Below are 25079 nucleotides of genomic sequence, written 5' to 3'. Positions count from 1 at the left end.
TGCGCCGGCGGCCCGGCCCGGCGGTCAGGCGGTGCGGGGTCCGGGCTCGTACGGGCGCGGGGCGGCCGGTGAGTGCGCCGGCGGCCCGGCCCGGCGGTCAGGCGGTGCGGGGTCCGGGCTCGTACGGGCGCGGGGCGGCCGGTGAGTGCGCCGGCGGCCCGGCCCGGCGGTCAGGCGGTGCGGGGTCCGGGCTCGTACGGAGTGTCCGGTGCGTGTGCGGCGGCGGTCCGCGAGGCGCCGCCTGACCCGGCGTCCCCGGTGAACGGGATCGTTGCTCAGTCCTGGGGGGCGGCGAGGACGTCGAGGATCTGCTGCCCGTACTTGGCCAGCTTGCTCTCGCCGACGCCGTTCACGGAGGACAGCTCGCCGAGGGAGCCCGGAGCGCGGGTGGCGATCTCGCGCAGCGTCGCGTCGTGGAAGATGACGTACGCGGGGACCCCCTGCTCCTTCGCGGTGGCGGCGCGCCAGGCGCGCAGCCGCTCGAAGACCGGAAGGGCCTCCTCGGGCAGGTCGGCGGCTGCCGCGCGGCCGGCCTTGGCGGCCTTCGCCGTCTTCGTCGCCGTACGCGCCGGCTCGCGTCGCATGGGCACCTGCCGCTCTCCGCGCAGCACGGCCGCGCTGGCGTGGGTGAGCACGAGCGTGCCGTAGTCGCCCTCCACGGCCAGCAGCCCACGGGCCAGGAGCTGCCGGACGACGCCGCGCCACTCGGCGTCGCTCAGGTCCGCGCCGACGCCGAACACGCTCAGGGTGTCGTGGTCGTTCTGAATGATCTTGGGAGTCTTCTTGCCGAGCAGGATGTCGACGATGTGACCCGCCCCGAACTTCTGACGGTGCTTGCGGTCGAGCCACACCACGGTCGACAGGACCTTCTGCGCGGCGACCGTGCCGTCCCACGACTCCGGCGGCGACAGGCAGGTGTCGCAGTTGCCGCACGTGGTGGCCTCCTGCCCGAAGTAGGCGAGGATCTGGGTGCGGCGGCACTCGACGGTCTCGCACAGGGCCAGCATCGCGTCGAGGTGGCCGGCGAGCCGGCGCCGGTGCGCCGCGTCCCCCTCGGACCCGTCGATGAGCTTGCGTTGCTGGACGACGTCCTGCAGGCCGTACGCCATCCAGGCCGTGGACGGCAGGCCGTCCCGCCCGGCGCGGCCGGTCTCCTGGTAGTAGCCCTCGACGGACTTGGGCAGGTCGAGGTGGGCGACGAAGCGCACGTCGGGCTTGTCGATGCCCATGCCGAACGCGATGGTGGCGACCATGACGATGCCGTCCTCGCGCAGGAAGCGCGCCTGGTTCGCCGCGCGGACGGCCGGGTCGAGCCCCGCGTGGTACGGCAGGGCGGTCACGCCGTTGTCCACGAGGAAGGCGGCGATCTTCTCCACCGAAGCGCGGGACAGGCAGTAGACGATGCCCGCGTCACCCGGGTGCTCGGTGCGCAGGAACTCCAGCAGCTGCCGTTTCGGCTCCCGCTTCGGCACGATGCGGTACTGGATGTTCGGCCGGTCGAAGCTCGCCACGAAGTGACGGGCGTCCCCCAGGCTCAGCCGCGCCGTGATCTCCTGGTGCGTGGCCGGGGTGGCGGTGGCGGTCAGCGCGATCCGGGGCACGTCGGGCCGGCGCTCGTGCAGCACCGACAGCGCCAGGTAGTCCGGCCGGAAGTCGTGCCCCCACTGCGCCACGCAGTGCGCCTCGTCGATCGCGAACAGCGAGATGTCGGCCCGGTCCAGCAGCCGCAGCGTCGACTCCAGGCGCAGCCGCTCCGGCGCGAGGTAGAGCAGGTCCAGCTCGCCCGCCGTGAACGCCGCCTCGACCGTGCGCCGCTCGTCCGGGTCCTGGGTGGAGTTGAGGAACCACGCGCGCACGCCGAGGGCCCGCAGCGCGTCGACCTGGTCCTGCATCAGGGCGATGAGCGGCGAGACGACGACGCCGACGCCCTTCCGTACGAGCGCGGGGATCTGGTAGCAGAGCGACTTGCCCCCGCCGGTCGGCATGAGCACCAGCGCGTCCCCGCCGGCGACGACGTGCTCGATGATCTCCTGCTGGCCCTCTCGGAACTCCTCGTAGCCGAAGACCCGCCGCAGGACCTCGGACGCCTCGCTCATCGGTTCGGAGAAAGCCACCCCGTCACCCTACGGGCAACCACCGTCTCACCGTGCCCGGAATCCGCCCCCTGTGGACGACCGGGGTTAAGTGACCTCCGGATGGACGCTCCCGTACCGGCTGGGACGCGGCGGTGGACGTGCCCGCCAGGGCGAGACGCGGCGGTGGACGTCGTGCCCGCCCGGGCGAGACGCGGCGGTGGACGTCGTGTCCCGCCCGGCCCCGTCAGGAGCGCCGCAGACGGGCGGCCGCGGCCGTCAGCGACGCGTCGGTCTCCGCGGCGAGGAGGCCGACGAGCTCACCCGCGGGGAGCTCCCGGGTGAGGGCGTGCGCCTGACCGGCCCACAGGTTCACCAGATCGGGGTCGTCCGCGGCGCGCGCGGCCTGCCGCAGCGGCGCGGTGACGTGGTGGATCTCGGGGTAGGCGACCGGGGCGTCGTCGCTGTGCCGTTCGAGGAAGCGGTTGCGGATCCCCCGCGCGAGGCGTCCGGTGAACGCCCGCGTCATCGCGGTCGGGGTCGTTGAGGCCAGGGCCCGCCGGTGCACCGCGGACGTGCCGGCCTCCGGGCAGCGCAGGAACGCCGTGCCGAGCTGCGCGGCCACGGCTCCCGCGGCCAGCGCGGCCGCGATCCCCGCGCCGGTGACGATGCCGCCGGAGGCCACCAGCGGTACGTCGACGGCGCCCCGCAGGAGCTGCAGCAGGGACAGCAGCCCGATCCCCTCGCCGCGGTCGGCGGGGTCGTCGACGAAGGAGCCCCGGTGCCCGCCCGCCTCCGCGCCCTGGGCGACGAGCGCGTCGGCGCCGGCGGCCACCGCCTGGACGGCCTCGTCCTCACGGGTGACCGTCACCCAGACCTCGCTGCCGACGTGGTGGAGCCGCTCGACGACCTCGGCGGACGGGCAGCCGAAGGTGAACGACACCACCGGGACGGGCGACGCGGCCAGCAGGGCGAGCTTGGCCGGCCACTCGTCGTCCTCGAACCGGGGCTCCCCGAGGTCGGCGCCCGCGCGCGCGGCCTCCTCGGCGAGCCCGGCGGTGTACCGCGCGACGGTCTCGGGGGCCGTCGGACGGCCGGGCACGAAGAGGTTCACCCCGATCGGCCGGCGGGTGAGGGCGCGCGTCTCGTCGAGCCGGGTGCGCAGGGCGTCGGTGGTGAGGTAGCCGGCGGCGAGGAACCCCAGCCCCCCGGCCTCGCTGACCGCCGCGGTGAGCCGGGGCGTGGACGGGCCTCCGGCCAGCGGAGCCAGCACGATCGGCACGGGCAGTTCGTCGAGGATCATCCCCGTCCTCCGCTCGACGTGGGCCGGGCGGACCGGCCGCGGATCCGGTGAACGAACCATCGTACGGTGCTCGGGACCCGCTTCACCGGCCGGGCGCATATACGGGGATCTGACGGGTATCGGTGCGCACGTCCCCGTCAGTGGCCCCGAGGAAGGCGCAGATGCAGGTCGTCGCGAAGCGGCGCGGTACGGAGGAGGCCAAGGCCTCCCGACCCTTCACCGCGCGACTCATACGTTGGTCGTGGGTCCTCGTCGCCCTGGCGGTGGCCGTGGTCTTCGCCGTCGCGCTCGCCCGGCTGACCCTGCGCCCGGTGCCCGGCGCGAGCGGGCAGGTGCACGACAACCCGCATCCGGGAGCCACGCTGCGCTTCTATCTCGACCGGCCGAGCATTAAGGAGGCGGTCCTGGAGATCGGCGGCAACCTGACGCTCCTGATGCCGCTCGGCGTGCTGCTGCCCGTCCTCTTCGGTGGTCTTCGCGGCATCGTGCGCCTGACCCTTACGGTGGGCCTGATCTCCCTGGCGATCGAGGCGGTCCAGGGACTGCTGATCACCGGACGCAGCTTCGACGTCGACGACGTGATCCTCAACACGGCGGGCGCGGTCATCGCCTACCTCCTGGTCGGCCGCAGGGTCGGCCGCTGGGCGCATCCGGGTTGACCCGGCGGAGCACGGTGGGGTTTCGTTACCCGCCTGTGACTCCTTCTAAGATTGTCGGGTGACAACCAAGGCCGTCACCCGAGACGTGAGCCCCGGGGCGGCCGATCCGTGTCGGCTCTTCCGGAGGTACTCGGTCCGGTCCCGTAATCCTTCGGCGGCGAGATCCTGACCAGGGTCGCGACCGCTCGGCATGGCGGACCGCCGATCACGAGTCCATCACTGAGGAACCGGAGGAGAATGAAGTGACGGTAGCCGAGAGCAGCGGCGCCGCCGCGGTCGCGGAGTTCCTGCGGGCGCGGAGAGAACAACTGGCGCAGCAGTGGGCGGACCTCGCGCTCTTCCGCGCCGTGTACACCTCCGGCCGCGACATTGCCGTGAACGCCGCCCACGGCCTGGTCGACGCCCTCACCGAGGTGGCGCGGGACGGACGGATGGACGACGTCACCGTTCCCGCGCTCGACCAGGTGCGTGCGCTCCTGGCCCAGGTGATCGCCGCGCGCTCCCAGGCCGGGGCGGGCCCGTTGCAGGTGGCGGGGGAGGTCGCCGAGCTCAAACGGCCGGTGATCGCGATGGTCGGCCGTGAGCTCGCGGACGTCAACCGGGGTGCGGCGCTGATCGCCGCGACGGACCTCATGGGAACGGTCCGGCTCGTCGGCATGGAGATCTCCCTGAGCGACGAGGGCGCGATCGTGGCCCGGCAGCGCCAGCAGCTGAGCGAGATCGCCACGCCGGTCCTGAAACTCTGGGACCGGGTGGTCGCGGTCCCGCTGATCGGTACGCTCGACAGCGCCCGTACGCAGGTGGTCATGGAGACGCTGCTGGAGGCGATCGTCGACGAGCGCGCCACCGTGGCGATCCTGGACATCACCGGAGTGCCGCTCGTCGACACGGTGGTCGCCCAGCATCTGATGAAGACCGCGCTGGCCGTACGCCTCATGGGCGCCCGGTGCGTGGTCAGCGGAATCCGCCCCCAGATCGCCCAGACCATCGTCCAGCTCGGCATCGACCTGGGCGACATCACCACCCGGGCCACGCTGGCCGACGCGCTGGAATGGGCCCTCGCCCAGGTCGGCACCAGCGTCGGCCGGGCGTGAACGCGGGGACCGGCATGCAACGCGTATCCGTGCACCGGCTCGGCGAGGTCCTGCTGGCGAGCCTCCAGCAGGAGCTCACCGACTCCCTCGCGGTCGCGCTGCAGCAGGACCTGACGGGGATGGCCGCGGCGGGGACCCGCGGTGTGATCATCGACATCTCGCAGGTGGAGATCGTGGACTCCTTCCTCGCCCGCGTCCTGGCGGAGATCGCCGCGGCGACGCGCATCCTGGCGGGGCGTACCGTCGTGTGCGGGATGCGGCCGTCCGTGGCGATCACCATGGTGGAGATGGGGCTCGGCCTGCCGGGCCTGCACACCACCAGGTCGCTGGAGGACGCCCTCACGCTCCTCGAGGCCGGCGAGGTAAGCCCATGACCACCGCGGCCGTGATGTCCCTGCCGATCACCAGTGACCTGGAGATCGCCGGTGTCCGCCAGGCGGTCCGCGAGGCCGCCGTGGCGGCCGGCTTCAGCCTCGTCGAGCAGACCAAGGTCGTCACCGCCGCCAGCGAACTCGCCCGGAACACCCTGGTGCACGGGGGAGGCGGCCGGTTGGAGATCACGATGCTGGAACGGCCCCAGGGAAAGGGCATCCGACTGCGGTTCCGCGATGAGGGGCCGGGCATCGCCGACGTGGAGACGGCGCTGTCCGACGGGTACACCACGGGCCACGGGCTGGGCCTCGGGCTCGGCGGCGCGCGCCGGCTCGTCCAGGAGTTCGCCATCGACACCGGCCCCGGCCGCGGGACGACGGTCACCGTCACGGCGTGGCCGCGCGGAGCACGGAGGGTCTGACGGTGAGCCTCCGCGTGCAGGTGGGCGCGGGGTGGAACATCCCCGTGTCCGACGAGAGCCAGGTCCACGGGGCGGTCGCCGCGGGCACGTCCGCGGCCCGGGTCGCCCGGCTCGACGCGAGGTCCACGGCCCGCTGCGAGCTGCTCGCCGCCGAGCTCGCCACCAATCTCGTCAAGCACGCGTACGGCGGCCGGCTGCTGGTGTCCGCGTCGGAGCACGGCGTCGTCCAGCTGATCGCCGTCGACCGTGGCCCGGGCATCCCCGACGTTCCCGCATCGATGACCGACGGGTACACGACGACGTCGTCTCTCGGCGGCGGACTGGGCACGTGCCGCCGGGCGGCAACCGAGTTCGACCTCTACAGCCGGCCGGGGCAGGGGACGGTGGTGCTGGCCCGGGTCGGCGCCGCCGCCGCGGGCGGCGCGGACGGGATCGAGGTCGGCGGCGTGCTCACCCCGCACCCCGCGGAGTCGGCGGTGGGCGACGGGTACGGGGTCGCCTGGGAGGGCGACCGGTTGACCGTCGTGGTCGTCGACGGACTCGGGCACGGCCCCGCCGCGGCGGAGGCCCGGCAGGCGGCCCTCGACGTCGCCGGGCGGCACACCGTCACCGACGTCGCCCGGCTGCTGCGCGAGATCGACACCGGTCTGCGGACGACCAGGGGAGCGGCGGCGGGGGTGGCACAGGTCGACGGCTGGGCCCGCAGGCTGACCTACGGAGGCGTCGGGAACGTCGCCGGCCGTCTCCACCCGCCTCGCGAGGGGCGTACGCTCCTGAGTGTGCCCGGCATTCTCGGTGCCGGAGTCCCCGCCCGCTCCCACCGGCTCGACTCGGCCGACTGGACCGATCCCGCGCTGCTCGTCCTGCACACCGACGGGATCAACGGTCGCTGGCGGCTGGAGGACTATCCGCAGGCCGACCGTCACCACCCCGCCGTCCTCGCCGCGCTGATCTGGCGGGACGCCAATCGCGGCAACGACGACGCCACCGTGGTGGTGGTCAGAACCCCGACGGACAGGGGCACTCGATGAGGCAGCGGATCTACGACGGACCCGTCACGGAGGCCGGTGCGGCGCTGGCCTGTGTCGCGGACGCCGCGGTCCGGCTGGGAGTGGCGGCCGACGAACGCGCGCGGTTCCTCGCGGACGTCGCCCGTGCGCTGCGGGATCACCATCCCGGCGGCATGTTCGAGTTGATCGCCGAGGAGCACCGGCTGATGGCGGTGATCAAGGGCGGGACGCCGCCGGAGCGTACGATCACTCTGGCCGCCGTGGGCACGGGCCCCCGGCCGATCGACGGCACGCCCGCCCAGGCCGGGACCGCGCTGCTCGATCACCTGATCGAGCTGCAGACCCTGGTCGAGTGGTCGCAGAAGGAACTGGAGCAGACCAACAAGGGCGTCGTCGCGCTGCACGCGGAGCTCGCCGAGAACACCGAGCGGCTGCGCGAGGCGAGCGAACTGCAGCAGCGCTCCCTCCGCGCCGAGCGCACGGCCCGCGCGGCCGCCGACGCGGCCCGGTCCCGGCTGGCGTTCCTCGCCCACGCCGGGTCGACCCTGTCGGAGTCCCTGGACCACGAAACGGTCCTGGCCCGGCTGCGCTCCCTCACCGTCCCCCGCTATGCCTCGGCGGTGACGGTGTGGCTGGTACGCGGGTCCGGGCCGCTGGAGCCGTACCCGGCACCGCCCGCGCCGTCCGCCGGAGCGCCCGCGGTGTCCGCCGGAACGCCCGCGCCGGCTGCCGCGGTGTCCGCCGGAGCGCCCGCGCCGGCCGGAACGCCCTCGCCGTACGTCGAGAAGGCCTATGTCAGCGGCCGGGTCCAGCCGGTCACCGTGGCCCGCGGCGACACGGACGCCGGTGGAGACCTCGACGGCCGGCCGGGGCGGGAGCCGCTCCTGGCCCTTCCGCTGATCTCCCACGGGGTCACGCTGGGCGTCCTGGAGGCCCGGGCCGCCGCGGCGTCGTTCGGCACCGAGGACATCGCCATGTTCCGGGAGCTGGCGCGGCTCACCGCGGCGGCGATCGACAATGCGCTGCGCTACGAGCACGAACGCGACGTCGCCGAACGCCTGCAGCGCGCCATGCTCACCAAGTTGCCGCCGGCCGCGCGGCTGGAGTTCACCGCGCGCTACCTCCCCGCCGAGGCGGGGCTGAACGTCGGCGGCGACTGGTACGACGCGTTCGAGCGCCCGGACGGTGACGTGATCGTCGCCGTCGGCGACGTCACGGGGCACGGGCTGCAGGCGGCGGCGCTCATGGGCCAGTTGCGCACCGCCCTGCGCGCCTACGCGATGGACGCCGAAGGCCCTGGGGAGGTGCTGACCCGTATGCACCGGATGCTCTCCCACCTGCAGCCCGAGGACCTGGCCACCGCCGTGCTGGCCCACCTGTCGCCCGACGGCCGCCTGCGCTGGTCGAACGCCGGCCACCCGCCGCCGCTGCTGCGCGCACCGGACGGTTCGGTGACCGTGCTGGACGGTCATGACTTCCTGCTCGGCATGCCGTTCGAGAAGGCAAGGATCACCGAGCACGGCACCCGGTTGACGCCGGGATGCGCCGTCATCTTCTACACCGACGGCCTGATCGAGCGCCGCGACGCCAGCCTGGACCACGGCATCGAACGCCTCGCCGCGGCGTTCCGGTCGGCCGAGGGGGACCTCGACCACATCGCCGACAGCGTGCTCAACGCGATGCTGAGCGACAGCGTCCGAGAGGACGACACCTGCCTTCTGATCTTCCGGGCGCTGCCTGAGCCCGCCGTCGCCGAAATCCTCGACGCGGACCCGGCCCTGGCGTGCCGGGACGGCGCGACCGAGGTCTGACGGACGCGACCGCCCCGCGCCACACGACCGGCCGGACGGAGACGGCCTCGCAGCGCGGACCGACCGAGACGGTTCCGCGCCGCGGGACGGAGACCGAGACGGCCCCGCACCCAACGGGTGCGGGGCCGTTGCCGGTCGGGCGGGGTCAGGAGGTGACGGTGAGCGTCTCGGCGACGGGGCGCGGGCTGTTCGGGGTGCACGTGGCCGTGATGTTCCCGAAGATCGCGACGTTCGCCTTGATGCTGAGGTTGCCGCCCTGGAACTGGTCGGTCCCGACCGCGGTCGGGGTCCAGTTGCCGGCGACGTCGGCGGTGACGGGCTGGTTGGCGGGGATCGACCCGCCGGACCCGGTGAGGTTGAAGGACGCGGTCTGCGCGCCGCTCACGTCGGCGGTCAGGGTGGCGCTCCAGGAGTTGATCGTCAGCGGGGACGAGAGGGTGGTCACGACGTGCACGGTGGCGTGGACGGAGGTGTTGACCTTGGCCGGGTTCGGCGTGGCCGTGGCGGTCCCGTTCACGCTGATGCTCTGGGTCCCGAGGATCGAGTTGCAGGTGTAGGAGGTCGAGAACGTCGACGCGCCGGCCGGTGCCTGCGCCGCGACGACGCCGAGGCCGCCGAGGGCGATGACCGTGGCGGCGGTGGCCGCGCGCCGGCCCAGGGAGATGTTCATGGCGGGCTCCTTCCGGCCCGGGAACCTAGCGGGGGGAACTTGACCCGGGCCTCTTACTTATCTGTAACAAGCCCGTAATGCCCGTCAACTTACTTGTGAGTAAGTTTCATGTTCTCCGTAGTCCGCGCACGCGAAGGGGTCCCGCACCTCTCGGGTGCGAGACCCCTTGCCGGCCGCGACGGTCCGGCGCGACTGGCCGAGCGGGACTAGCCCGGCGCGATCACTGGCGTGCTAGCGCCTGCGGTGCTCAGAACCAGCCGTCGTCGCAGCCGCACCAGCACAGGTCCCAGCAGCCGAAGCCGCCGCCCCAGCCCCAGCCGCCGCCGCAGCTGGGCAGGAGCTGTGCCTGCTGGGGTGCGACGCTCATCGTCTGGGCGCCGGCCGGTGCGGCGGCGCCCAGCGTGAGGGCGGTCGCTCCCGCAAAGGCCAGGCCGGAGATGCCGAGTGCCATCCGCTTCGGAATCCTCATCTGAAGAACCTCCTTGGGTCGGCGCGTGGCGTGTCGATTCTCGATCACGCCCGGCAATTGGACTATTTCGGTCCGTTCGCCACAAACAACACCATATCCCCGGACCGCCGGAACCAACCCGAAAAGCGCATATATGGCGATAATTGACTCTCGTCCTCCATGCCATATATCTGCCCTTTAATGGGCAGATATGGCTGCTTTTAGATTCACGGAGGAAGGGGTGAAGTGCGCGGGTCGTGGACCCTCGTCCTGTGTGCAGAACATGCTGATGGGGTCGGTGGCGAGGCGGATTCCGTCGTCGGTCCGGGCCCGGGCGGGATGATTGGACGCCGATGCCGTACGGGGCCGGGGGTCGGCGTCCCGTTCCCGTAAATGGTCGTCGCCACCGCCGTCATCGGGCGCATAGCCCGGCACGGCCCGATAATCGGATGACCGCGCGCGGGAATCGCCCAGGACGGTCGGCACAATGAAATCCTCATGCGCCGGGTTTCGGCCGGCCATGCACGGCAAACGCGTGCCAGTGCCATGCCAAGCGAGGTTGGTCACGTTATGGCCGTGTTCCGCCGGACCGCGGGGCCGGACGCCGTCCGTTCCCCCGTCGGGACCAACGGGAGCCTGTCAGGGACCTTCCGCCCTTGGGGGCCACGGCCTCCGCCGGGTGTCCTGAACGTGAAGCCTCATGGCGACCGCCGGTGAGCGCCACGGGCACGAGAGGAGGCGACCCGTGAACCAGGTCCTCGTGGGAACGGACGGGTCCGACAGCGGCACGGCCGCCGTGCGCTGGGCGGCCGAGGAGGCGGTCCGCCGGGCCCTGCCCCTGCGGATCCTCCACGCCGTCGCGCCGTGGCTGTACGAGACGCCGGTCGATCCGCGCTTCGCCTCGATACGGACGTGGCTGCTGTCCCAGGGCGGCACGGTCGTCGACGAGGCGGTCGCGGCCGCGTGTGAACGGGAGCCCGGTGTGGCGGTCGAGGGTGAGCTGGTGCCGGGCCCGGCGACCCGGATGCTCCTGGAGCGGGCGGGCCGGGCGACGATGCTGGTGCTGGGCAGAAGCGGGATGGGCGCGGCGGGCCTCGTGCTGGGTTCGACGACCCTGCAGGTGGTCGCGCACGCGCAGGTGCCCGTCGTCGTGGTCCGGAGCCTGGAACCGGGGGAGCGGCGGGGGGTCGTGGTCGGGGTGGACACGGCCGCGAGCGGAGAGTCGGCGATCGCCCTGGCGTTCGAGGAGGCGGCGTTGCGGAGCGCGCCCCTGCGGGTGGTGCACGCGTGGTGGCACCCCGCCTCGACCGCTCCGGGCGACATCCGGCCGCTCGTGTACGACCCGCAGGCGATGGCGGAGGACGAGCTGCGGCGGATCGAGGAGGCGCTGACGCCCTGGCGGGAGAAGTGCCCCGACGTCGAGGTGATCCCGGAGGCGGTGCACGGACGCGCCGGGCGCGTGCTCACCGAGGCCGCCGAGGGGGCCGAGCTGCTGGTGGTGGGGACACGCGGCCGGGGCGGATTCACGGGGTTGCTGCTCGGTTCGGTCTCGCACGCGCTGCTGCACCGGGCGAAATGCCCGCTGGCGGTGGTACCGGCCGCCCGGTGACGGTCTCCGTGCCCTCGCCCCGCACCGCCCGGGGGATGGCGACGGCGCCCGCCCCCGGCGCCTGCACCCGCCTCCGGGAGCCCGCCCCCTGGGAACCCGCTCCGCCCAGGAGGTCTCCCGGCGCACGCTTCGTCCCGCCGGGAGCCCGGCCGGCGGCCGTGCTCCCCGGCTCGGGCGGTCCGCCGGTGGCGCACAGGCCGTGGAGTACAGGAGGAGAGAAGGATGGATTCCGCGAACGCCCCGGAGCGCGAGACGGTCGCGCACCTGCTCGTCGATGCCGCCGTGTGGGCGCCGTCGGCGCACAACACCCAGCCCTGGTGGTTCGAGACCCATGGCCGGACGGTCACGTTGCACGCCGACGCCGAACGCCGGCTGGACGTTGCGGACCCGCAGGGCCGGGAGATGCTGATCAGCTGCGGTGCCGCGCTGTTCACGCTGCGGCTCGCCGTACGCCGTCTCGGGCGGATGCCGGAGGTGCGGATGGCCTCCGACCCGGACCGGCCGGGGCTGATCGCCGACGTGACCATGGGGGAGCCGCGGCCCGTCACCGACGAGGAACGCCGGATGTACGACCAGATCAAGCGGCGGCGCACCCATCGCGGCGGTTTCCGGGCCGGTGCGCTGCCGGTCGGCCTCCTGCAATCCCTCCGCGCTCACGCGTGCGCCGAGAACGCCTTCCTGCGGATCGTGGCGGACCCGCGCGTGCGCGTCGCGCTCGCCGCGCTCTCCGAGGTGGCCGAGCAGGTGCAGTGCATGGACCCGGCGTTCGTCGCGGAGGTGGCCCGCTGGGCGCCCACGCCCTGCAGCGAACGGCTGGACGGCGTGCACGAGACGGCCTACCCGCGCGATCCCGACCACACCGATCCGTATTTCGCCGGCCGGGACTTCGCCCGCGGTCAGGGCTGGGGCCTGGTCGGCGGCGAACGGCGGGAGGCCACCGGAGTCGTCGCCGTCCTGACGACCACGGGGGACGGCCGGGACGACTGGCTGCGGGCGGGTCAGGCCCTGCAACGGGCCCTGCTGCGGGCCACGGAGGACGACGTGTCGGCCGCGTTCCACACTCAGGCGCTGGAGGTCCCGGAGCTGCGGGAGTTCGTACGGACGCGGTTCTGCGACGGCACGTACCCGCAGATGATGATGCGCTTCGGGGTGGCGGACGATGAGTTCGGCAGCGTCCGCCGACCGGCCGCCGACGTGGTGGTGGGCGAGCTCTGAGACATCACACCGGGCCGGACCGCGCCGGTCGCGCCGGCGGGACGGTCAGCGCGTCGCGGAAGGAGGGGCTGGTCCGGTCAGGCGCGTCCGGTCCAGCGGGGAGCCGTGGCGGTCCACGCCGCCTCCCACAGGGCCATGCGCCGGCGCTCCAGCCGGCGGTTGACCGCGGCGTACGCGCCGGCGTGCAGGATCGCTAGCGAGGTCAGCGCGGCGAACACCGCCAGAGTGGTGTCGGTCAGCGTCTGGGCGTGTGTACGGGGCCGGGCCGTGAGCTCGCCCGCCTGGTTGATCCAGACGCGGCGGTGGGCGCCGACGCGGTCGTCGCCGGCGGGAACGATGCCGCCGCTGTGCCAGTGGCCTGTCCGGTCGCGCCAGCGCAGCCGTGTCTCCTGCTCCACGCCGTTCCTCGACGCCGCCGCGCCGGTGGCCGTCACCACCGCGTCGACCTGGTACCGGGACTGCGCCTGGCGGTGCTCCGCCCGAACCCCGGCGCCGGCAACGAAGTGGATCATGAGCGCGGAGGCGATCACACCGGTGATCAGGAACAGGGCCCCGAGCACCGCCACGAGGCGGGAATGGAGCCGGTCGAGCGGACGCCGCAGAGGATTGCGGTCCGGGCGCAGGTAACGGATGCAGCCCAGCACCTGGATCGTGAGTGCACGCATGGGACACCTCCATCACGGCCACCTCTACCCGCAGGTTAGGCGTCCTCGCATGAAAATGGGGAGGGTCTCTGGTCCTGGCCTGAAAGACCGAGAGTCCTTCCCCTCCGCGGGCTTTTGCCTCTGCCCGCCGAAGGCCAGGCGCGGTTGGCTTTCAGTAGCCGTCCGAGCCGGTCCCGAGAGTAGGGGGAAGGTCCCATGACGAGCTTCGATGGCAGTCACGTCCTGGTCGGCTTCGACGGCTCGCCGGGGGCGGAGCGCGCGCTGCGCCGGGCGGCCGAGGAGGCGCGGGCCCGTCGGCTGCCGCTCACCGTCTGCCACGCCTGGCACTGGCCGTATCCGGTCTCGCCCTCGGGTCCGGAGGCGCTGGAGACGGCGCGGAAGATGGGGCGGCACACCCTCGACCACGGGGTGTTCATCGCCGAGCGGCTGTGCCCGGCGCTGATGGTGCGGCCGCGCTTCGCGACGGGCCCGGCCTCGGCGGTCCTCATCGACGAGTCGGAGAACGCCGCGCTGGCGGTCGTCGGCTCGCACGGGCGGGGCGGGTTCGTCGGCCTCGGAGCCGGATCGACGGCGCTGCACCTGGCGGCGTACGGCCACTGCCCGGTCCTGGTGATGCGCGAGGACCCGGAGCCCGACGGTCCCATCGTCGTCGGCGTGGACGGCTCGCCCGCCGCCGAGGCCGCGCTGGCGTTCGCGTACGAGGAGGCGGTCCTGCGGCGGCGGCCCATACGGGCGGTGTTCGCCTGCTGGGAGCCCGAGGCCATCGCCTCGGCCGAGATGGGGATGCTGCGGGACCCGGAGCAGCTCCGGATGCTCAGCGCCGCCCGGCTGGAGCGCACGGTGTGCCCGTGGCGGGAGAAATACCCGTCCGTCGAGACGGAGACAAGGCTGGTCATGCGGACGCCGCGTCACGCGCTGCTGGAGGCCGCCACCGACGCCGGGCTGCTCGTCGTGGGGGATCGCGGGCTCGGAGGTCTCCCGGGGCTCCGGCTGGGCTCGGTGAGCCACGCCGTTCTGGTCCACGCTCCGTGCTCGGTCGCGGTCGTACGCCCTCGCAGGTGAAGATCAGGCGACGGGTGCCCCGAGCATGAGCTCGGACAGGTCGGTGATCACCTGCTGCGCTCCGTACTCGGGCAGCAGGAGGGATCGGCCGCCCCGGTCGACCCCGATGACGAGGCCGAATCCGCCGCGCCGCGCGGCCCGGACGGCGGCGAGGTTCTCCTCGATGACGGCGGTCCGCGCCGGAGGTGTCCCCATCCGCCGCGCCGCCTCGAGCAGCAGGCAGAGGTCCGCCGTCGCGGGATGGATCTCGATTGGATCGAGCGCGTCCAGACGGACGTCGAACAGTCCCGCCAGGCCCGCTCTGCGCAGCAGCTCGGCGGCGTACCGGGTGGCGGAGACGGCCGCCGTGCGCACCCCGTGCAGGCGGACCGCGTGGACGACGCCGACCGAGGAGGCGAACGCCCGTACGCCGAGCCGGCGGACGATCGTGAGGAACACCTCCTCATGACGCGCGCTCAGGCCCCGCAGGGCGTCGAAGCACAGGGGGATCTCGCACGCCGTGAGGTACTCCCGCAGGCCGTCGATCGTGGTGCGCCCCTGCATGTACCGGCGGTAGTCGGTGACCGCGTCGAAGTACCTGCACTCCACTTCGCACACGGCGGCGTGGGAGCGCAGGAACGGATCGAGCACGGCCTTCCAGGCCGTGCCCGACGCACGCGCGGTGTCGACGAGGACGCCGTCCACACCGAATATCACCGCCGCGATGTCACCCCGTACGCGCTCGTGGGCTGTGGTCCGCATGCCGTTCTCCCCCTCTCGCGCGGTCCTTCCGGCTCCACGACCGCCCGCCCGCGGCGAGTGTGCGGCCGGTCATGGCGGCATCACGACGGTGAGCGGCCATGAGGACGGCTCGCCGTCCAGGACGCGTGCCGCCCGCGCGGTCAGGATGACGATGGCGACGTCTGTGCCGAGGGACCGCCACGCGGCGCGGACGGCCTCCGGTTCTTCCGCGGGCAGGACGATCGCTCCGGCGAGGCCGAAGCCCGTGACCTTGGCCCCTTCTCCGATGATCGCGATTTCGGCCATCTGATGCCTTTCCTTTGGGTCTTCCCTTAATTGGCCGTCTCATCCCCTGCCGGGAGGTCGAGGAGGGCTCCGGCCGCCCGCGGGTGCCGGGCCGGGCGGGCCGCCCGGTCGGCGACCGGCGCGAGGCGCTCCCTCATGGTCCGAAGGCGAGGTGGCCCCGGGACAGGGGCGGCCGGGTGCCCGAAAAAGGACCTTTGTCCCGCTTAGTGCGCCGGAGGGGTGGAATTCACAGGCGGTGAGCGGCTCCCGTACCCCCGACGAGACAGGGCCCGTGATCGCCTATGTCGACGGGACGCCCTCCGGCGACGAGGCCGTCGTCTGGGCCATCGAAGAGGCGGGCCGCCGCGGCGTCGTCGTACGGGTGCTGCCGAGACGGGAGCCGGACCGGTTGCTCGCCGAGGCAGCCGACGCCGCGATGATCGTCGTCGGTTCCACGGGATTCCTGGCGATGTCCCGCCTGGCCACCGGCTCGACCGCCATGGAGGTCGCGGTCCGCGCCGACGTACCGGTCGTCGTCATTCGCCCGGGACTGCCCGACGCCGCGCCGGGACCGTCGACCGGCCGGGTCGTGGCCGGCGTGGACGGGACCGCGCTGTCGGAGGCGGCGATCCGGTTCGCCTTCGCCGAGGCGGACGACCGCGAGTGCGGGCTCACCCTCGTTCACGCCGTCGACCGTGAGGAGGACCGGGAGGCGGGAGAGGCCGCGCTCACGCGGCTCGCCGGCGAGCGCCCGGACGTGCGAATGGTCGTCCGCGCCGGCCTGGCGAGCCGGATCCTGATCGACGAGTCCGCGGGCGCGGAGCTGCTCGTGATCGGGTCACGGGGGCGCGCCGGGTTGAGCGGCATGCTGCTCGGTTCGGTGAGCCAGGCCGTCGTCCACCGCGCGCACTGCCCGGTCGCCGTCGTCCGCGCGCCTCCCGGCTGAGCCGGAGGCCGCGCCGTTCGTGGGGTCGCGCCGTTCGTGAGCTCGTGCCGCTCGCGCGAACCGGTCCCGGGCCGATGACCGGCCTCGTGACCGTAGGTCAAGCGAATCCGCCGAAGATCGCCTAATCTGCGGTGGGTGCGGCTACCTCCCAGGAGCAACCGGCGTCCCGCCAGACGCATCTACCTCACCACCGGCGTCAGCGTCGCATCCGTCGGCCTGGTCGCCCTCTCGGGCGCCGAGGCCGGTGACGGCGGCGCCCTCAAACCCTGGTGGATCGCGCTCAGCATCGTCATGAGCGTGGTGGGCGCCGCGGTCCCCGGATACGAGCAGATCCGCAAGGAACGCCTGCGCAAGGAGGCCGAGCAGGCCGCCATCGAGGCCGCGGTCGAGATGCGGGTGACGATGAACGACGCGCTGGACCCGATCGTCCGGCAGATCGGCCGCATCGCGACCGCCGCGACCCGCCAGGAGCGCGGCAACCTGCGGGAGGCCACCGTCCCGATGATCCTCGACTCGGCGGCGCACCTCATCGACGCCGAGCGCGTGCGGGCCTGCTGGTTCCGGTTCGCCCCGGGAAAGCCGCGCAAGCTGGAACCCGCGCAGTACGCCGGGCGCGCGGACGAGCCGGTGACGGTCTTCGAGGAGGGCACGGTCGAGGGCGACTCGGTGTTCGCGATGATCCGGCACAACCAGCACGTCGTGTCGCTGGACGTGGAGGCCGACCCTCCGCCGGGGTGGCACGGCTCGGCACAGCACGGGTACCGCTCGTTCGTCGCGGTGCCGGTCGTCGCCGGGCAGCGGGCGTTCGGGATCCTGACCGTCGACGCCATCGACGTCGCCGGGGTGACCGAGGCGGAGGTGCCGTTCGTGCGGCTGCTGGCCGGCCTGCTCGCGGACGCGCTGGCCTACGGCGCGCCCGACGAGGGGCTGCTCAGGGTCGTCCGGTGAACCGGTCGGTGATCCGGATTGACCTTCGCCCTGAGGGCACCGACACTTGCGGATAGGGAGGGAGTGGATATGGCGGACGACATCGTCGTGCAGGACTCCGACGATCGGTCGGAGCGCATGATCCGTGATCCCAAGCGTTACTTCGCCGAGGCCCGGCGGCGGGCCGAGCGAGAGGTCAGACGCGAGGTGGAGACCGGACCGCGCCGATCCGAGCGCGCGGACCACGGTTAGAACGCGACCCGGAACGCCGAACGCCGACGCGGGCCCCTCGCGGGGCCCGCGCCGGCGCTTCGATCGGTTCGGCTCAGCGCGGAGACACGTCCTCCTCGTCCTCGGGCTTGCCCTGTTTGCGCTGCTCGCGCACGAAGGCGTCCTGGGTGGAGTCGTAGTCGCGTCCGACGTGCTCGGCGGCCTGCTCCGACAGGCGCGCCGCGCTGTTCTCCTGCCGGCCGCCCTCGTGGTCGGGCGTCTCGTGCTGCTCGGAATCCATGGATACCTCCACGGGTCGGTGGTGCGGGGTCTCGGATCGGTGCGCCGACCCGCGATCAGCGGTGGATGAACTCCTGCATCTTGGTCTTGATGCCCTTCTTCACGATGCCCACCCGGTCCTCGTCGCCCTTGAGTACGGCCTCGGCCATGTCCTTGATCTGGGAGAACTCCGCGTGCGGCGGGATCGGCGGGATGTCGGGGTCGCACCGGACGTCGAGGAGGACCGGCCCGTCCGCGCTCAGCGCGCGGTCCCAGGCGGGCCCGATCTCGTCGGGCTTGTCGACGTGGATGCCCTCCAGGCCGATCATCTTGGCGAACCCGGCGTAGGACACCTCGGGCAGCGCCTGCGACTCCACGAACTTCGGGGCGCCGCCCATCGCCCGCAGCTCCCAGGTGACCTGGTTCAGGTCGTTGTTGTGCAGCACCGCGACGATCAGCCGCGGGTCCTCCCACAGCTCGGCGTAGCGCTTGATCGTGATCAGCTCGGCCATGCCGTTCATCTGCATGGCCCCGTCGCCGACGAACGCGATCGCGGGCCGGTCGGGGTGGGCGAACTTCGCGCCGATGGCGTACGGCACGCCGGGACCCATCGTGGCGAGCGTGCCGGACAGCGTGCCCCGGACGCCCGACGGAAGCTTCAGGTCGCGGGCGTACCAGTTCGCCGCCGAGCCGGAGTCGGCGGTCAGGATGGCGTTCTTCGGCATCCGGTCGTTCAGCTCGTAGAAGAGCCGCATCGGGTTGATCGGATCCGCGTCGACCATGGCCTCGCGCTCGACGGTCTCCCACCACCGCTCGATGTTCTTCTCGACCTTCTTGCGCCAGGACCGGTTCTTGTTCTTCTTCAGGTGGGGGATGAGCTGCCGCAGCGTCTCGGCCGCGTCACCGACGAGGTTCACCTCGGTCGGGTAGCGCATCCCGATCAGCTTGCCGTCGATGTCGATCTGGACGGCGCGCGCCTGACCGAAGTCGGGGAGGAACTGGGTGTACGGGAAGTTCGACCCGACGATGAGCAGCGTGTCGCAGTCGCGCATCAGCTCCCACGACGGCCGGGTGCCGAGCAGGCCGATGGAGCCGGTGACGTACGGCAGGGTGTCCGGCAGGACGTCCTTGCCGAGCAGCGCCTTGGCCACGCCGGCGCCGGTCAGCTCGGCGACCTCGTGCACCTCCGCGGCGGCGCTGCGGGCGCCCTGCCCGATGAGGATGGCGACCCGCTCCCCGGCGTTGAGCACCTCCGCGGCCCGCTCGATCTCCTCGGACGGCGCGACGGTGACGGGCGGCGTGTAGCCGGGGGCGCTGGACGGGACGTTCTTGAACGCGTGCGCGGGCGGCTCGTACTCCACCTCCTGCAGGTCGGACGGGATGATGATCGCCGTCGGGGCCCGCTCGTCCATCGCGATGCGCATCGCGCGGTCCAGCAGGTTCGGGAACTGCGCCGGGACGGTCGCCATCTGCACGTACTCGCTCGCGACGTCCTTGAACAGCGACAGCAGGTCGACCTCCTGCTGGTAGTTGCCGCCCATCGCCGACCGGGCCGTCTGCCCGACGATCGCGACCACCGGGACGTGGTCGAGCTTGGCGTCGTACAGGCCGTTCAGCAGGTGGATCGCGCCCGGCCCGCTGGTCGCCATGCAGACGGCGGGCCTCCCGCTCATCTTGGCGTACCCGACGGCCTCGAAGGCGGACATCTCCTCGTGACGGGCCTGGATGAACTTCGGGTTGTCGTCCGCCCGCTCGAGGGCCGCGACGATGCCGTTGATGCCATCTCCCGGATACCCGAAGAGGTATTCCACGCCCCACTCGCGGAGGCGTTCCAGCAGGTGGTCGGCGACAGTGCGCGTCATCTCTCCTCCTCGTGCGGTTGCTAGAAATGCCGTTCCCGGCGCACGCGGTTGAAACCTGCCGAGCGGGTAACCGGACTCCTATGAGCCTTCAGCGAGATCTCGAAGCGCGGGTCGACGGGGAGGTCAGGTTCGACGCGGGCTCGCGCGCGGCGTACTCCCATGACTCCTCCAACTACCGGCAGACGCCGATCGGGGTGGTGGTGCCCCACAATGTGGACGCCGCCGTCGAGGCGGTGCAGGTCTGCCGGGAGCACGGGGCGCCGGTGTTCTCGCGGGGCGGAGGGACCAGCCTGGCCGGAGAGTGCTGCAACGAGGGCGTGGTCATCGACTGGTCCAAGTACTGCAACAACCTCATCCGGCTCGACGAGGAGGAACGGCGGGCGCTCGTACAGCCGGGGATCTGCCTGGACGACCTGAACGACCTGCTGGCCCCGCACCGGCTGCAGGTGGGACCGAAGCCGTCCACTCATGCCACGTGCACGATCGGCGGGATGATCGGCAACAACTCCTGCGGCGCGACCGCGCAGGCGTACGGCAAGATGGCCGACTCGGTCGTCCGCCTGGAGGTGCTGACCTACGACGGCGTACGCATGTGGGTCGGGGAGACCTCCGACGAGGAGTACGAGAAGATCCTCGCCGAGGGCGGCCGCCGCGCCGAGATCTACCGCGCGATGCGCGAGCTGGTCGACGACAACCTCGCGCTGATCCGCACGCGGTACCCGGACATCCCGCGCCGCGTCTCCGGCTACAACCTCGACTCCCTGCTCCCGGAGAACCACTTCAACGTGGCACGGGCGCTGGTCGGCAGCGAGTCGACCCTGGTCACCGTGCTGCACGCGGAGATCGAGCTGTTCCCGGTGCCGAACTACCAGACGCTCGCCGTCCTGGGGTACCCCGACATCTTCCGCGCCGGCGACGCGATCCCCAAGGTCGCGAGCTACAAGCCGCTCGCGCTGGAGGGCCTCGACGAGACGCTGATCGACATCGCCCGCGCCGAGAACGTCGCGGGCAAGCAGGCCCTGGAGGGGCTGCCCGAGGGGTCGGGCTGGCTCATGGTCCGCTTCGGCGGCGACACCCGCGAGGAGGCCGACGAGCGCGCGGAGCGCATGATCAAGGACCTGAAGGGGACCGAGCACGACCCGCACGTGGCCTTCCTGGACGACCCCGGCGAGGAGGAGCGCCTGTGGAAGATCCGCGAGGCGGGCCTCGGCGCGACCGCGTACCCGCCGGGCCATCCCGACACCCATGAGGGCTGGGAGGACGCAGCGGTCCCGCCCGACCGGCTCGGCGACTACCTGCGCGACTTCCGGGAGCTGCTGAACGAGTTCGACTACGGGCAGGCGTCGCTGTACGGGCACTTCGGGCAGGGCTGCGTGCACACGCGCATCGCCTTCGACCTGGAGGACCCGGACGGGGTCGGCAAGTACCGCAGGTTCGTCGAGCGGGCGGCCCGGCTGGTGGCCTCCTACGGCGGCTCGCTGTCCGGCGAGCACGGCGACGGCCAGTCCCGCGCCGAGCTCCTGCCGATCATGTTCGGCGACGAGGTCGTGGCGCTGTTCGGCCGGTACAAGCAGATCTTCGACCGCGACGACCGGATGAACCCGGGCAAGGTCGCCGCCCCGCCCGGCCGGCGCGTGTACCGGCTCGACGAGAACCTCGATCACCTCGACTACAACCCGTCCGAGCCCCGGACCCACTTCTCGTACCCGGAGGACCACCACCGGTTCACCCACGCCGCCGCCCGGTGCGTCGGCATCGGCAAGTGCCGGTCCTCCTCCGGCGGCGTGATGTGCCCGAGCTACCGGGTGACCCGCGAGGAGGAGCACTCCACGCGGGGCCGCGCGCGCGTCCTCATGGAGATGATGCGCGGCGAGACGATCACCGATGGCTGGCGGTCCGAGGACGTCAACGACGCTCTGGACCTGTGCCTGGCCTGTAAGGGCTGTCGCGGGGAGTGTCCCGTCCACGTCGACATGGCGACCTACAAGGCCGAGTTCCTGTCGCACCACTACGAGGGACGGCTCCGCCCGCGCGAGCACTACTCGATGGGCTGGCTGCCCCTGTCGGCGCGGCTGGCCTCGGCGGCGCCCGGCCTGGTCAACGCGGTGACGCACGCACCCGGCCTGAACCGGGTCGTCAAGTGGGCCGGCGGCATCGACCAGCGCCGTGACCTGCCGCGGTTCGCCAAGGAGCGCTTCACCGACTGGTTCGCCCGGCGCGGATCCCAGGGGGACGGCGACCCGGTCGTGCTGTGGCCGGACACCTTCACGAACAACTTCCATCCCGACGCCGGCAAGGCCGCCGTGCGCGTGCTGGAGGCCGCCGGGTTCCGCGTCGAGGTGCCGCCCGTCCCGCTCTGCTGCGGGCTGACGTGGATCTCGACCGGACAGCTCGGCACGGCCGCACGGGTGCTGCGCCGTACGGTCCGCGCCCTCGCGCCGCGGCTGCGCCGGGGCGTGCCCGTCATCGGGCTGGAGCCCAGCTGCTCGGCCGTCTTCCGCTCCGACGCGCCGGAGCTGCTGTCCGGGGAGGAGGACGTCAAGCGGCTCGCGAAGCAGACGCACTCGCTGTCGGAGTTCCTCCTCGACCGCGCGTCGGCGTTCGTCACCGCGCCGCCGCCCGGCACCGGGATCCACGCCGTCGCCCAGCCGCACTGCCACCAGCACGCCATCTGGGGCTTCGACGCCGACCGCGAGCTGCTGAAACGCGTCGGGATCCAGGCCGAGGTCCTCGACGAGGGCTGCTGCGGGCTCGCCGGCAACTTCGGCTTCGAGCGCGGGCACTACGAGGTGTCGGTCGGCGTGGGCGAGCTGGGCGTGCTGCCCGCCGTACGCAAGGCGTCGGACGGCACCCGGATCCTCGCCGACGGCTTCTCCTGCCGGACCCAGATCGAGCAGCGGACCCCGGCCCGGCCCGTCCACCTCGCCGAACTCCTGGCCGAGGTGCTCACATGATCGAGCTCACCGCCACCGCGTACACCATCCCGACCGACGGGCCCGAGGCCGACGGCACCCTCGAGTGGACGTCCACGACGATGGTCCTCGTCGAGGCCCGCGCGGACGGCCGCACCGGTATCGGCTGGACGTACGGCCCGACCGCCATCGCCGACATCGTGACCTCCGAGCTGGCCTCGGTGGTGAGTGAGGACGTCCAGGGGTCGCACGAGGCGATGTGCCGTGCGGTCCGCAACGCCGGGCGGCCGGGGATCTGCTCGATGGCGATCTCCGCGGTCGACTGCGCACTGTGGGACCTGCGCGCCCGGACCCTCGGGCTCCCGCTGCACCGGCTCCTCGGGGCCGTCCGCACCGAGGTGCCGGTGTACGGCTCCGGTGGCTTCACCACGTACGACGCGGTGCGGACGCGGGAGCAGCTCGGGCACTGGGCCGGGGACCTCGGCATCCCGCGGGTGAAGATCAAGATCGGGGAGTCGTGGGGGAGCGACGAGAGCCGTGACCTGCGGCGCCTCGAACTCGCCCGTGAGGTCATCGGCGGCGGTGTGGAGCTGTACGCCGACGCCAACGGCGCCTACTCTGCCAAGCAGGCGATCCGCGTCGCCCACCGGGCCGCCGACGTGGACCTGCGGTGGTTCGAGGAGCCCGTCACCTCCGACGACCTGCCCGGTCTGCGGGAGGTCCGCCGGGCGGTCGAGTGCGAGGTGGCCGCGGGGGAGTACGGCTACGACCTGCCGTACTTCACCCGGATCATCGACGCCGTGGACTGCCCGCAGGCCGATGTCACCCGTGTCGGGGGCATCACCGAGTTCCTCCGGGTGGCCGGTCTCGCCCGCGCGCACGGCAAGGACCTGTCGGCGCACTGCGCCCCGCACCTGCACGCGGCGGCGATGGCGGCGATCCCGAACGCCCGGCACATCGAGTGGTTCCACGACCACGTGCGGATCGAGTCGATGCTCTTCGACGGCGCCCTGTCACCGAAGGGCGGCTGCATCAGCCCGCGCGAGGACGAGCCGGGCCTCGGTCTGCGCTTCAAGCACGCCGACGCCGAGCGCTACCGGGTCCGCTGACCGCCTGCGCGGGCGGAGACGGCGGCTCGGGCGGCCGAGGGCGGCGCTCAGGTGGCGGAGGGCAGGGCCACCACGGTGTGGATGCGCCGTGCCACCTCCTGGACCTCCTCCACCGGCCGGATCGGCTCGGACTCGTGCCCGTCGCGGCCGGGGTCGGTCCACACCCAGCACCACCAGAGCCGGCCGTCGTGGGACTCGATCGTGACGGACTGAGTGAGCGGCTCCGCGGGCTCGATGAGCAGGGCGAGCCGGTCGCCGCCCGGCTCATCGGGTGCGGGCCGCTCACCGCTCACCGACAGGGTCAGGGGACCGGTCAACGTGACGTGGAGCCCGAGCCCGGTCACCGCGTCGGCGAGGGCCTGGAGCGCGTGTTCGAGGGCTTCGCGGTGGGGAGTGGGACATGCGCCCATGAAGTTCCCTTCCGGAACCGCCGTGTTCGAACAGCTCATCGACTCTCTGTGTTTCGCCCGGTCAATGAGGCTGTTTCGAACGGTGCTTCGTTTTGCTGGAAATGATGCACGCCTTCCGGGTGGCGACGGTAGCCGGGTGAGTGCGGTGCGCACTACTCTGCGAATATGGACGGTCACGGTCTTCCGGAGGCGCTTCGTTCGATCATGGGGCTGCGTGGCTGGTCGCAGCTCGACCTGGCCCGTGAGCTGGGCGTGTCCCAGAGCTGGGTGTCCCAGGCCTCCCGTGGGATGCGAGATCCCGGAATCGGCCGTACGGAACGGCTGCTGAGTCGCATAGGTTGGGAAGTACGCATATCGCCCATTTCGGAGGACGATCCCGTGAGGCGCAGAGAGTTCGTCGCGGCGGCCGCATCCATCACGTTCGTTCCCTCTCCGAAGGTCGGTCCCTATCAGGATCCGGGTTACGTACGGCAACTCGCCGAACGCCTCGCGAACGACCGTTATCAGCAGGGCGGAACTCCGGTCGTCTCCGCGGCGCTGCGCCATCTCCGGAAGGTCGGGCCCGCCGTCCACGGGTCGGACCGGCCCCTCCAGGAGGCGTCCTCCGACCTCGCCTGCGAGGCCGCGCGCGTGCTGTACGACTCCCGGCGCTACACCGCGGCCGAGCAGACCGGGGTGTTCGCCCTCGACCTGGCCCGGCGTTCCGGCAGCATCCGCGCCCAGGCCGACGCGTACAGCACGCTGAGCCGCATCAACATCGACCAGCGGCGCGGCGACCGCGGCGCCATGTACGCGCGGCTCGGCCTGCGGCTCGGCGACCTGCCGCCGGCCCGCCGGGCGTGGCTGCGGCTGCGGCTGGGGCGCTCCCTCGCGCTGCTGCCCGGCCAGGAGCGCACGGCACGGGACGTGCTGGAGGAGGCGCTCGTCGCCGACGGGCTGCCCACCCACGAGACCGCCGACATGCTGGGCAACGTCGGGGTCGCCATGCTCGGCATGCGCGAGCAGGAC

25 protein-coding genes are annotated in these 25079 nt (G+C 72.5%); 15 read left to right on the top strand and 10 right to left on the bottom strand.

What is annotated here, in order from left to right; translation table 11 throughout:
- Positions 1 to 275: 275 nt before the first annotated feature.
- Both recQ and NDW01_RS42090 read right to left on the bottom strand, forming a co-directional pair.
- On the bottom strand, positions 276 to 2114 hold the full coding sequence (gene recQ / locus NDW01_RS42095) for a DNA helicase RecQ (protein WP_308211887.1): 1839 nt from the start codon (positions 2112 to 2114) through the stop codon (positions 276 to 278).
- Between the two features lie 205 nt (positions 2115 to 2319).
- A complete protein-coding gene (locus NDW01_RS42090; protein WP_252830278.1) occupies positions 2320 to 3375 on the bottom strand; it encodes a nitronate monooxygenase in 1056 nt (351 codons plus the stop codon).
- 161 nt (positions 3376 to 3536) lie between these two features.
- On the opposite strand from NDW01_RS42090, the gene NDW01_RS42085 reads away from it, so the two are divergent.
- From NDW01_RS42085 to NDW01_RS42060, 6 genes are all read left to right on the top strand, one after another.
- Entirely contained in the window at positions 3537 to 4034 is a 498-nt protein-coding gene (locus NDW01_RS42085; RefSeq protein WP_252830277.1) for a VanZ family protein, read from the top strand.
- Positions 4035 to 4276: 242 nt separating this feature from the next.
- On the top strand, positions 4277 to 5128 hold the full coding sequence (locus tag NDW01_RS42080) for an STAS domain-containing protein (protein ID WP_252830276.1): 852 nt from the start codon (positions 4277 to 4279) through the stop codon (positions 5126 to 5128).
- A 14-nt stretch (positions 5129 to 5142) separates the two neighbouring features.
- Entirely contained in the window at positions 5143 to 5502 is a 360-nt protein-coding gene (locus NDW01_RS42075) for an STAS domain-containing protein (protein ID WP_252830275.1), read from the top strand.
- Complete coding sequence (locus NDW01_RS42070; RefSeq protein ID WP_252830274.1) at positions 5499 to 5921, top strand: ATP-binding protein; 423 nt, start codon at positions 5499 to 5501, stop codon at positions 5919 to 5921. Before NDW01_RS42075 ends, NDW01_RS42070 begins: the two co-directional genes overlap by 4 nt.
- Before the next feature lie 2 nt (positions 5922 to 5923).
- Positions 5924 to 6952, top strand: coding sequence for an ATP-binding protein (locus NDW01_RS42065; RefSeq protein WP_252830273.1), 1029 nt, complete (start codon positions 5924 to 5926; stop codon positions 6950 to 6952).
- A complete protein-coding gene (locus NDW01_RS42060) occupies positions 6949 to 8742 on the top strand; it encodes a PP2C family protein-serine/threonine phosphatase (protein ID WP_252830272.1) in 1794 nt (597 codons plus the stop codon). The genes NDW01_RS42065 and NDW01_RS42060 overlap by 4 nt, the downstream gene beginning before the upstream one ends.
- A gap of 145 nt (positions 8743 to 8887) precedes the next feature.
- Here NDW01_RS42060 and NDW01_RS42055 read toward each other — a convergent pair whose 3' ends face one another.
- Together NDW01_RS42055 and NDW01_RS42050 are read right to left on the bottom strand one after the other, a co-directional pair.
- Positions 8888 to 9412 carry a RodZ family helix-turn-helix domain-containing protein gene (locus NDW01_RS42055; protein WP_252830271.1) on the bottom strand — a complete coding sequence of 175 codons (525 nt, stop codon included), beginning with the start codon at positions 9410 to 9412 and terminating at the stop codon, positions 8888 to 8890.
- 247 nt (positions 9413 to 9659) lie between these two features.
- Positions 9660 to 9881, bottom strand: coding sequence for a hypothetical protein (locus NDW01_RS42050; RefSeq protein ID WP_252830270.1), 222 nt, complete (start codon positions 9879 to 9881; stop codon positions 9660 to 9662).
- Between the two features lie 724 nt (positions 9882 to 10605).
- On the opposite strand from NDW01_RS42050, the gene NDW01_RS42045 reads away from it, so the two are divergent.
- Both NDW01_RS42045 and NDW01_RS42040 read left to right on the top strand, forming a co-directional pair.
- Positions 10606 to 11469, top strand: a complete 864-nt coding sequence (locus NDW01_RS42045) for a universal stress protein (protein ID WP_252830269.1) — start codon at positions 10606 to 10608, stop codon at positions 11467 to 11469.
- Between the two features lie 222 nt (positions 11470 to 11691).
- The gene (locus NDW01_RS42040; RefSeq protein WP_252830268.1) at positions 11692 to 12684 is read left to right on the top strand and encodes an Acg family FMN-binding oxidoreductase; all 993 of its coding nucleotides are present in this window, start codon (positions 11692 to 11694) and stop codon (positions 12682 to 12684) included.
- Between the two features lie 77 nt (positions 12685 to 12761).
- Here the strand turns inward: NDW01_RS42040 and NDW01_RS42035 are convergent, their stop codons facing one another.
- On the bottom strand, positions 12762 to 13349 hold the full coding sequence (locus NDW01_RS42035) for an Rv1733c family protein (RefSeq protein ID WP_252830267.1): 588 nt from the start codon (positions 13347 to 13349) through the stop codon (positions 12762 to 12764).
- A gap of 195 nt (positions 13350 to 13544) precedes the next feature.
- On the opposite strand from NDW01_RS42035, the gene NDW01_RS42030 reads away from it, so the two are divergent.
- Complete coding sequence (locus NDW01_RS42030; protein WP_252830264.1) at positions 13545 to 14411, top strand: universal stress protein; 867 nt, start codon at positions 13545 to 13547, stop codon at positions 14409 to 14411.
- Positions 14412 to 14414: 3 nt separating this feature from the next.
- On the opposite strand, the gene NDW01_RS42025 is transcribed toward NDW01_RS42030, so the two are convergent.
- Positions 14415 to 15152, bottom strand: a complete 738-nt coding sequence (locus NDW01_RS42025) for an HAD family hydrolase (RefSeq protein WP_252830263.1) — start codon at positions 15150 to 15152, stop codon at positions 14415 to 14417.
- Between the two features lie 69 nt (positions 15153 to 15221).
- On the bottom strand, positions 15222 to 15437 hold the full coding sequence (locus tag NDW01_RS42020) for a V-type ATP synthase subunit F (RefSeq protein ID WP_252830262.1): 216 nt from the start codon (positions 15435 to 15437) through the stop codon (positions 15222 to 15224).
- A gap of 271 nt (positions 15438 to 15708) precedes the next feature.
- Here NDW01_RS42020 and NDW01_RS42015 point away from each other — a divergent pair, with 271 nt between their 5' ends.
- The 3 genes from NDW01_RS42015 to NDW01_RS42005 all read left to right on the top strand — a co-directional run bounded on the left by NDW01_RS42015 (position 15709) and on the right by NDW01_RS42005 (position 17541).
- Positions 15709 to 16362, top strand: a complete 654-nt coding sequence (locus NDW01_RS42015) for a universal stress protein (RefSeq protein ID WP_252830261.1) — start codon at positions 15709 to 15711, stop codon at positions 16360 to 16362.
- Positions 16363 to 16497: 135 nt separating this feature from the next.
- The gene (locus NDW01_RS44205) at positions 16498 to 17310 is read left to right on the top strand and encodes a GAF domain-containing protein (protein WP_252830260.1); all 813 of its coding nucleotides are present in this window, start codon (positions 16498 to 16500) and stop codon (positions 17308 to 17310) included.
- A gap of 69 nt (positions 17311 to 17379) precedes the next feature.
- Positions 17380 to 17541, top strand: coding sequence for a hypothetical protein (locus tag NDW01_RS42005; protein ID WP_252778724.1), 162 nt, complete (start codon positions 17380 to 17382; stop codon positions 17539 to 17541).
- A 73-nt stretch (positions 17542 to 17614) separates the two neighbouring features.
- On the opposite strand, the gene NDW01_RS42000 is transcribed toward NDW01_RS42005, so the two are convergent.
- A complete protein-coding gene (locus NDW01_RS42000; RefSeq protein WP_252830259.1) occupies positions 17615 to 17800 on the bottom strand; it encodes a hypothetical protein in 186 nt (61 codons plus the stop codon).
- 55 nt (positions 17801 to 17855) lie between these two features.
- Positions 17856 to 19640: a thiamine pyrophosphate-requiring protein gene (locus tag NDW01_RS41995; protein WP_252830258.1), complete on the bottom strand. Its 1785-nt coding sequence runs from the start codon at positions 19638 to 19640 to the stop codon at positions 17856 to 17858.
- A gap of 80 nt (positions 19641 to 19720) precedes the next feature.
- Between NDW01_RS41995 and NDW01_RS41990 the strand changes: the two genes are divergently transcribed.
- Both NDW01_RS41990 and NDW01_RS41985 read left to right on the top strand, forming a co-directional pair.
- Positions 19721 to 22594 (top strand): FAD-binding and (Fe-S)-binding domain-containing protein, encoded by a 2874-nt coding sequence (locus NDW01_RS41990; protein ID WP_252830257.1) that lies wholly within the window; start codon positions 19721 to 19723, stop codon positions 22592 to 22594.
- On the top strand, positions 22591 to 23661 hold the full coding sequence (locus NDW01_RS41985) for an enolase C-terminal domain-like protein (RefSeq protein WP_252830256.1): 1071 nt from the start codon (positions 22591 to 22593) through the stop codon (positions 23659 to 23661). Before NDW01_RS41990 ends, NDW01_RS41985 begins: the two co-directional genes overlap by 4 nt.
- A gap of 47 nt (positions 23662 to 23708) precedes the next feature.
- Here NDW01_RS41985 and NDW01_RS41980 read toward each other — a convergent pair whose 3' ends face one another.
- Positions 23709 to 24071 carry a hypothetical protein gene (locus tag NDW01_RS41980; RefSeq protein ID WP_252830254.1) on the bottom strand — a complete coding sequence of 121 codons (363 nt, stop codon included), beginning with the start codon at positions 24069 to 24071 and terminating at the stop codon, positions 23709 to 23711.
- 378 nt (positions 24072 to 24449) lie between these two features.
- Between NDW01_RS41980 and NDW01_RS41975 the strand changes: the two genes are divergently transcribed.
- The coding region (locus NDW01_RS41975) for a hypothetical protein (protein ID WP_252830253.1) at positions 24450 to 25079 on the top strand (630 nt) is incomplete at its 3' end.

Source organism: Actinoallomurus soli, from assembly GCF_024055715.1.
Lineage (GTDB): Bacteria > Actinomycetota > Actinomycetes > Streptosporangiales > Streptosporangiaceae > Actinoallomurus > Actinoallomurus soli.
Note: the sequence above shows the minus strand (reverse complement) of the source record. Positions and strands in the feature narration are given on the sequence as shown.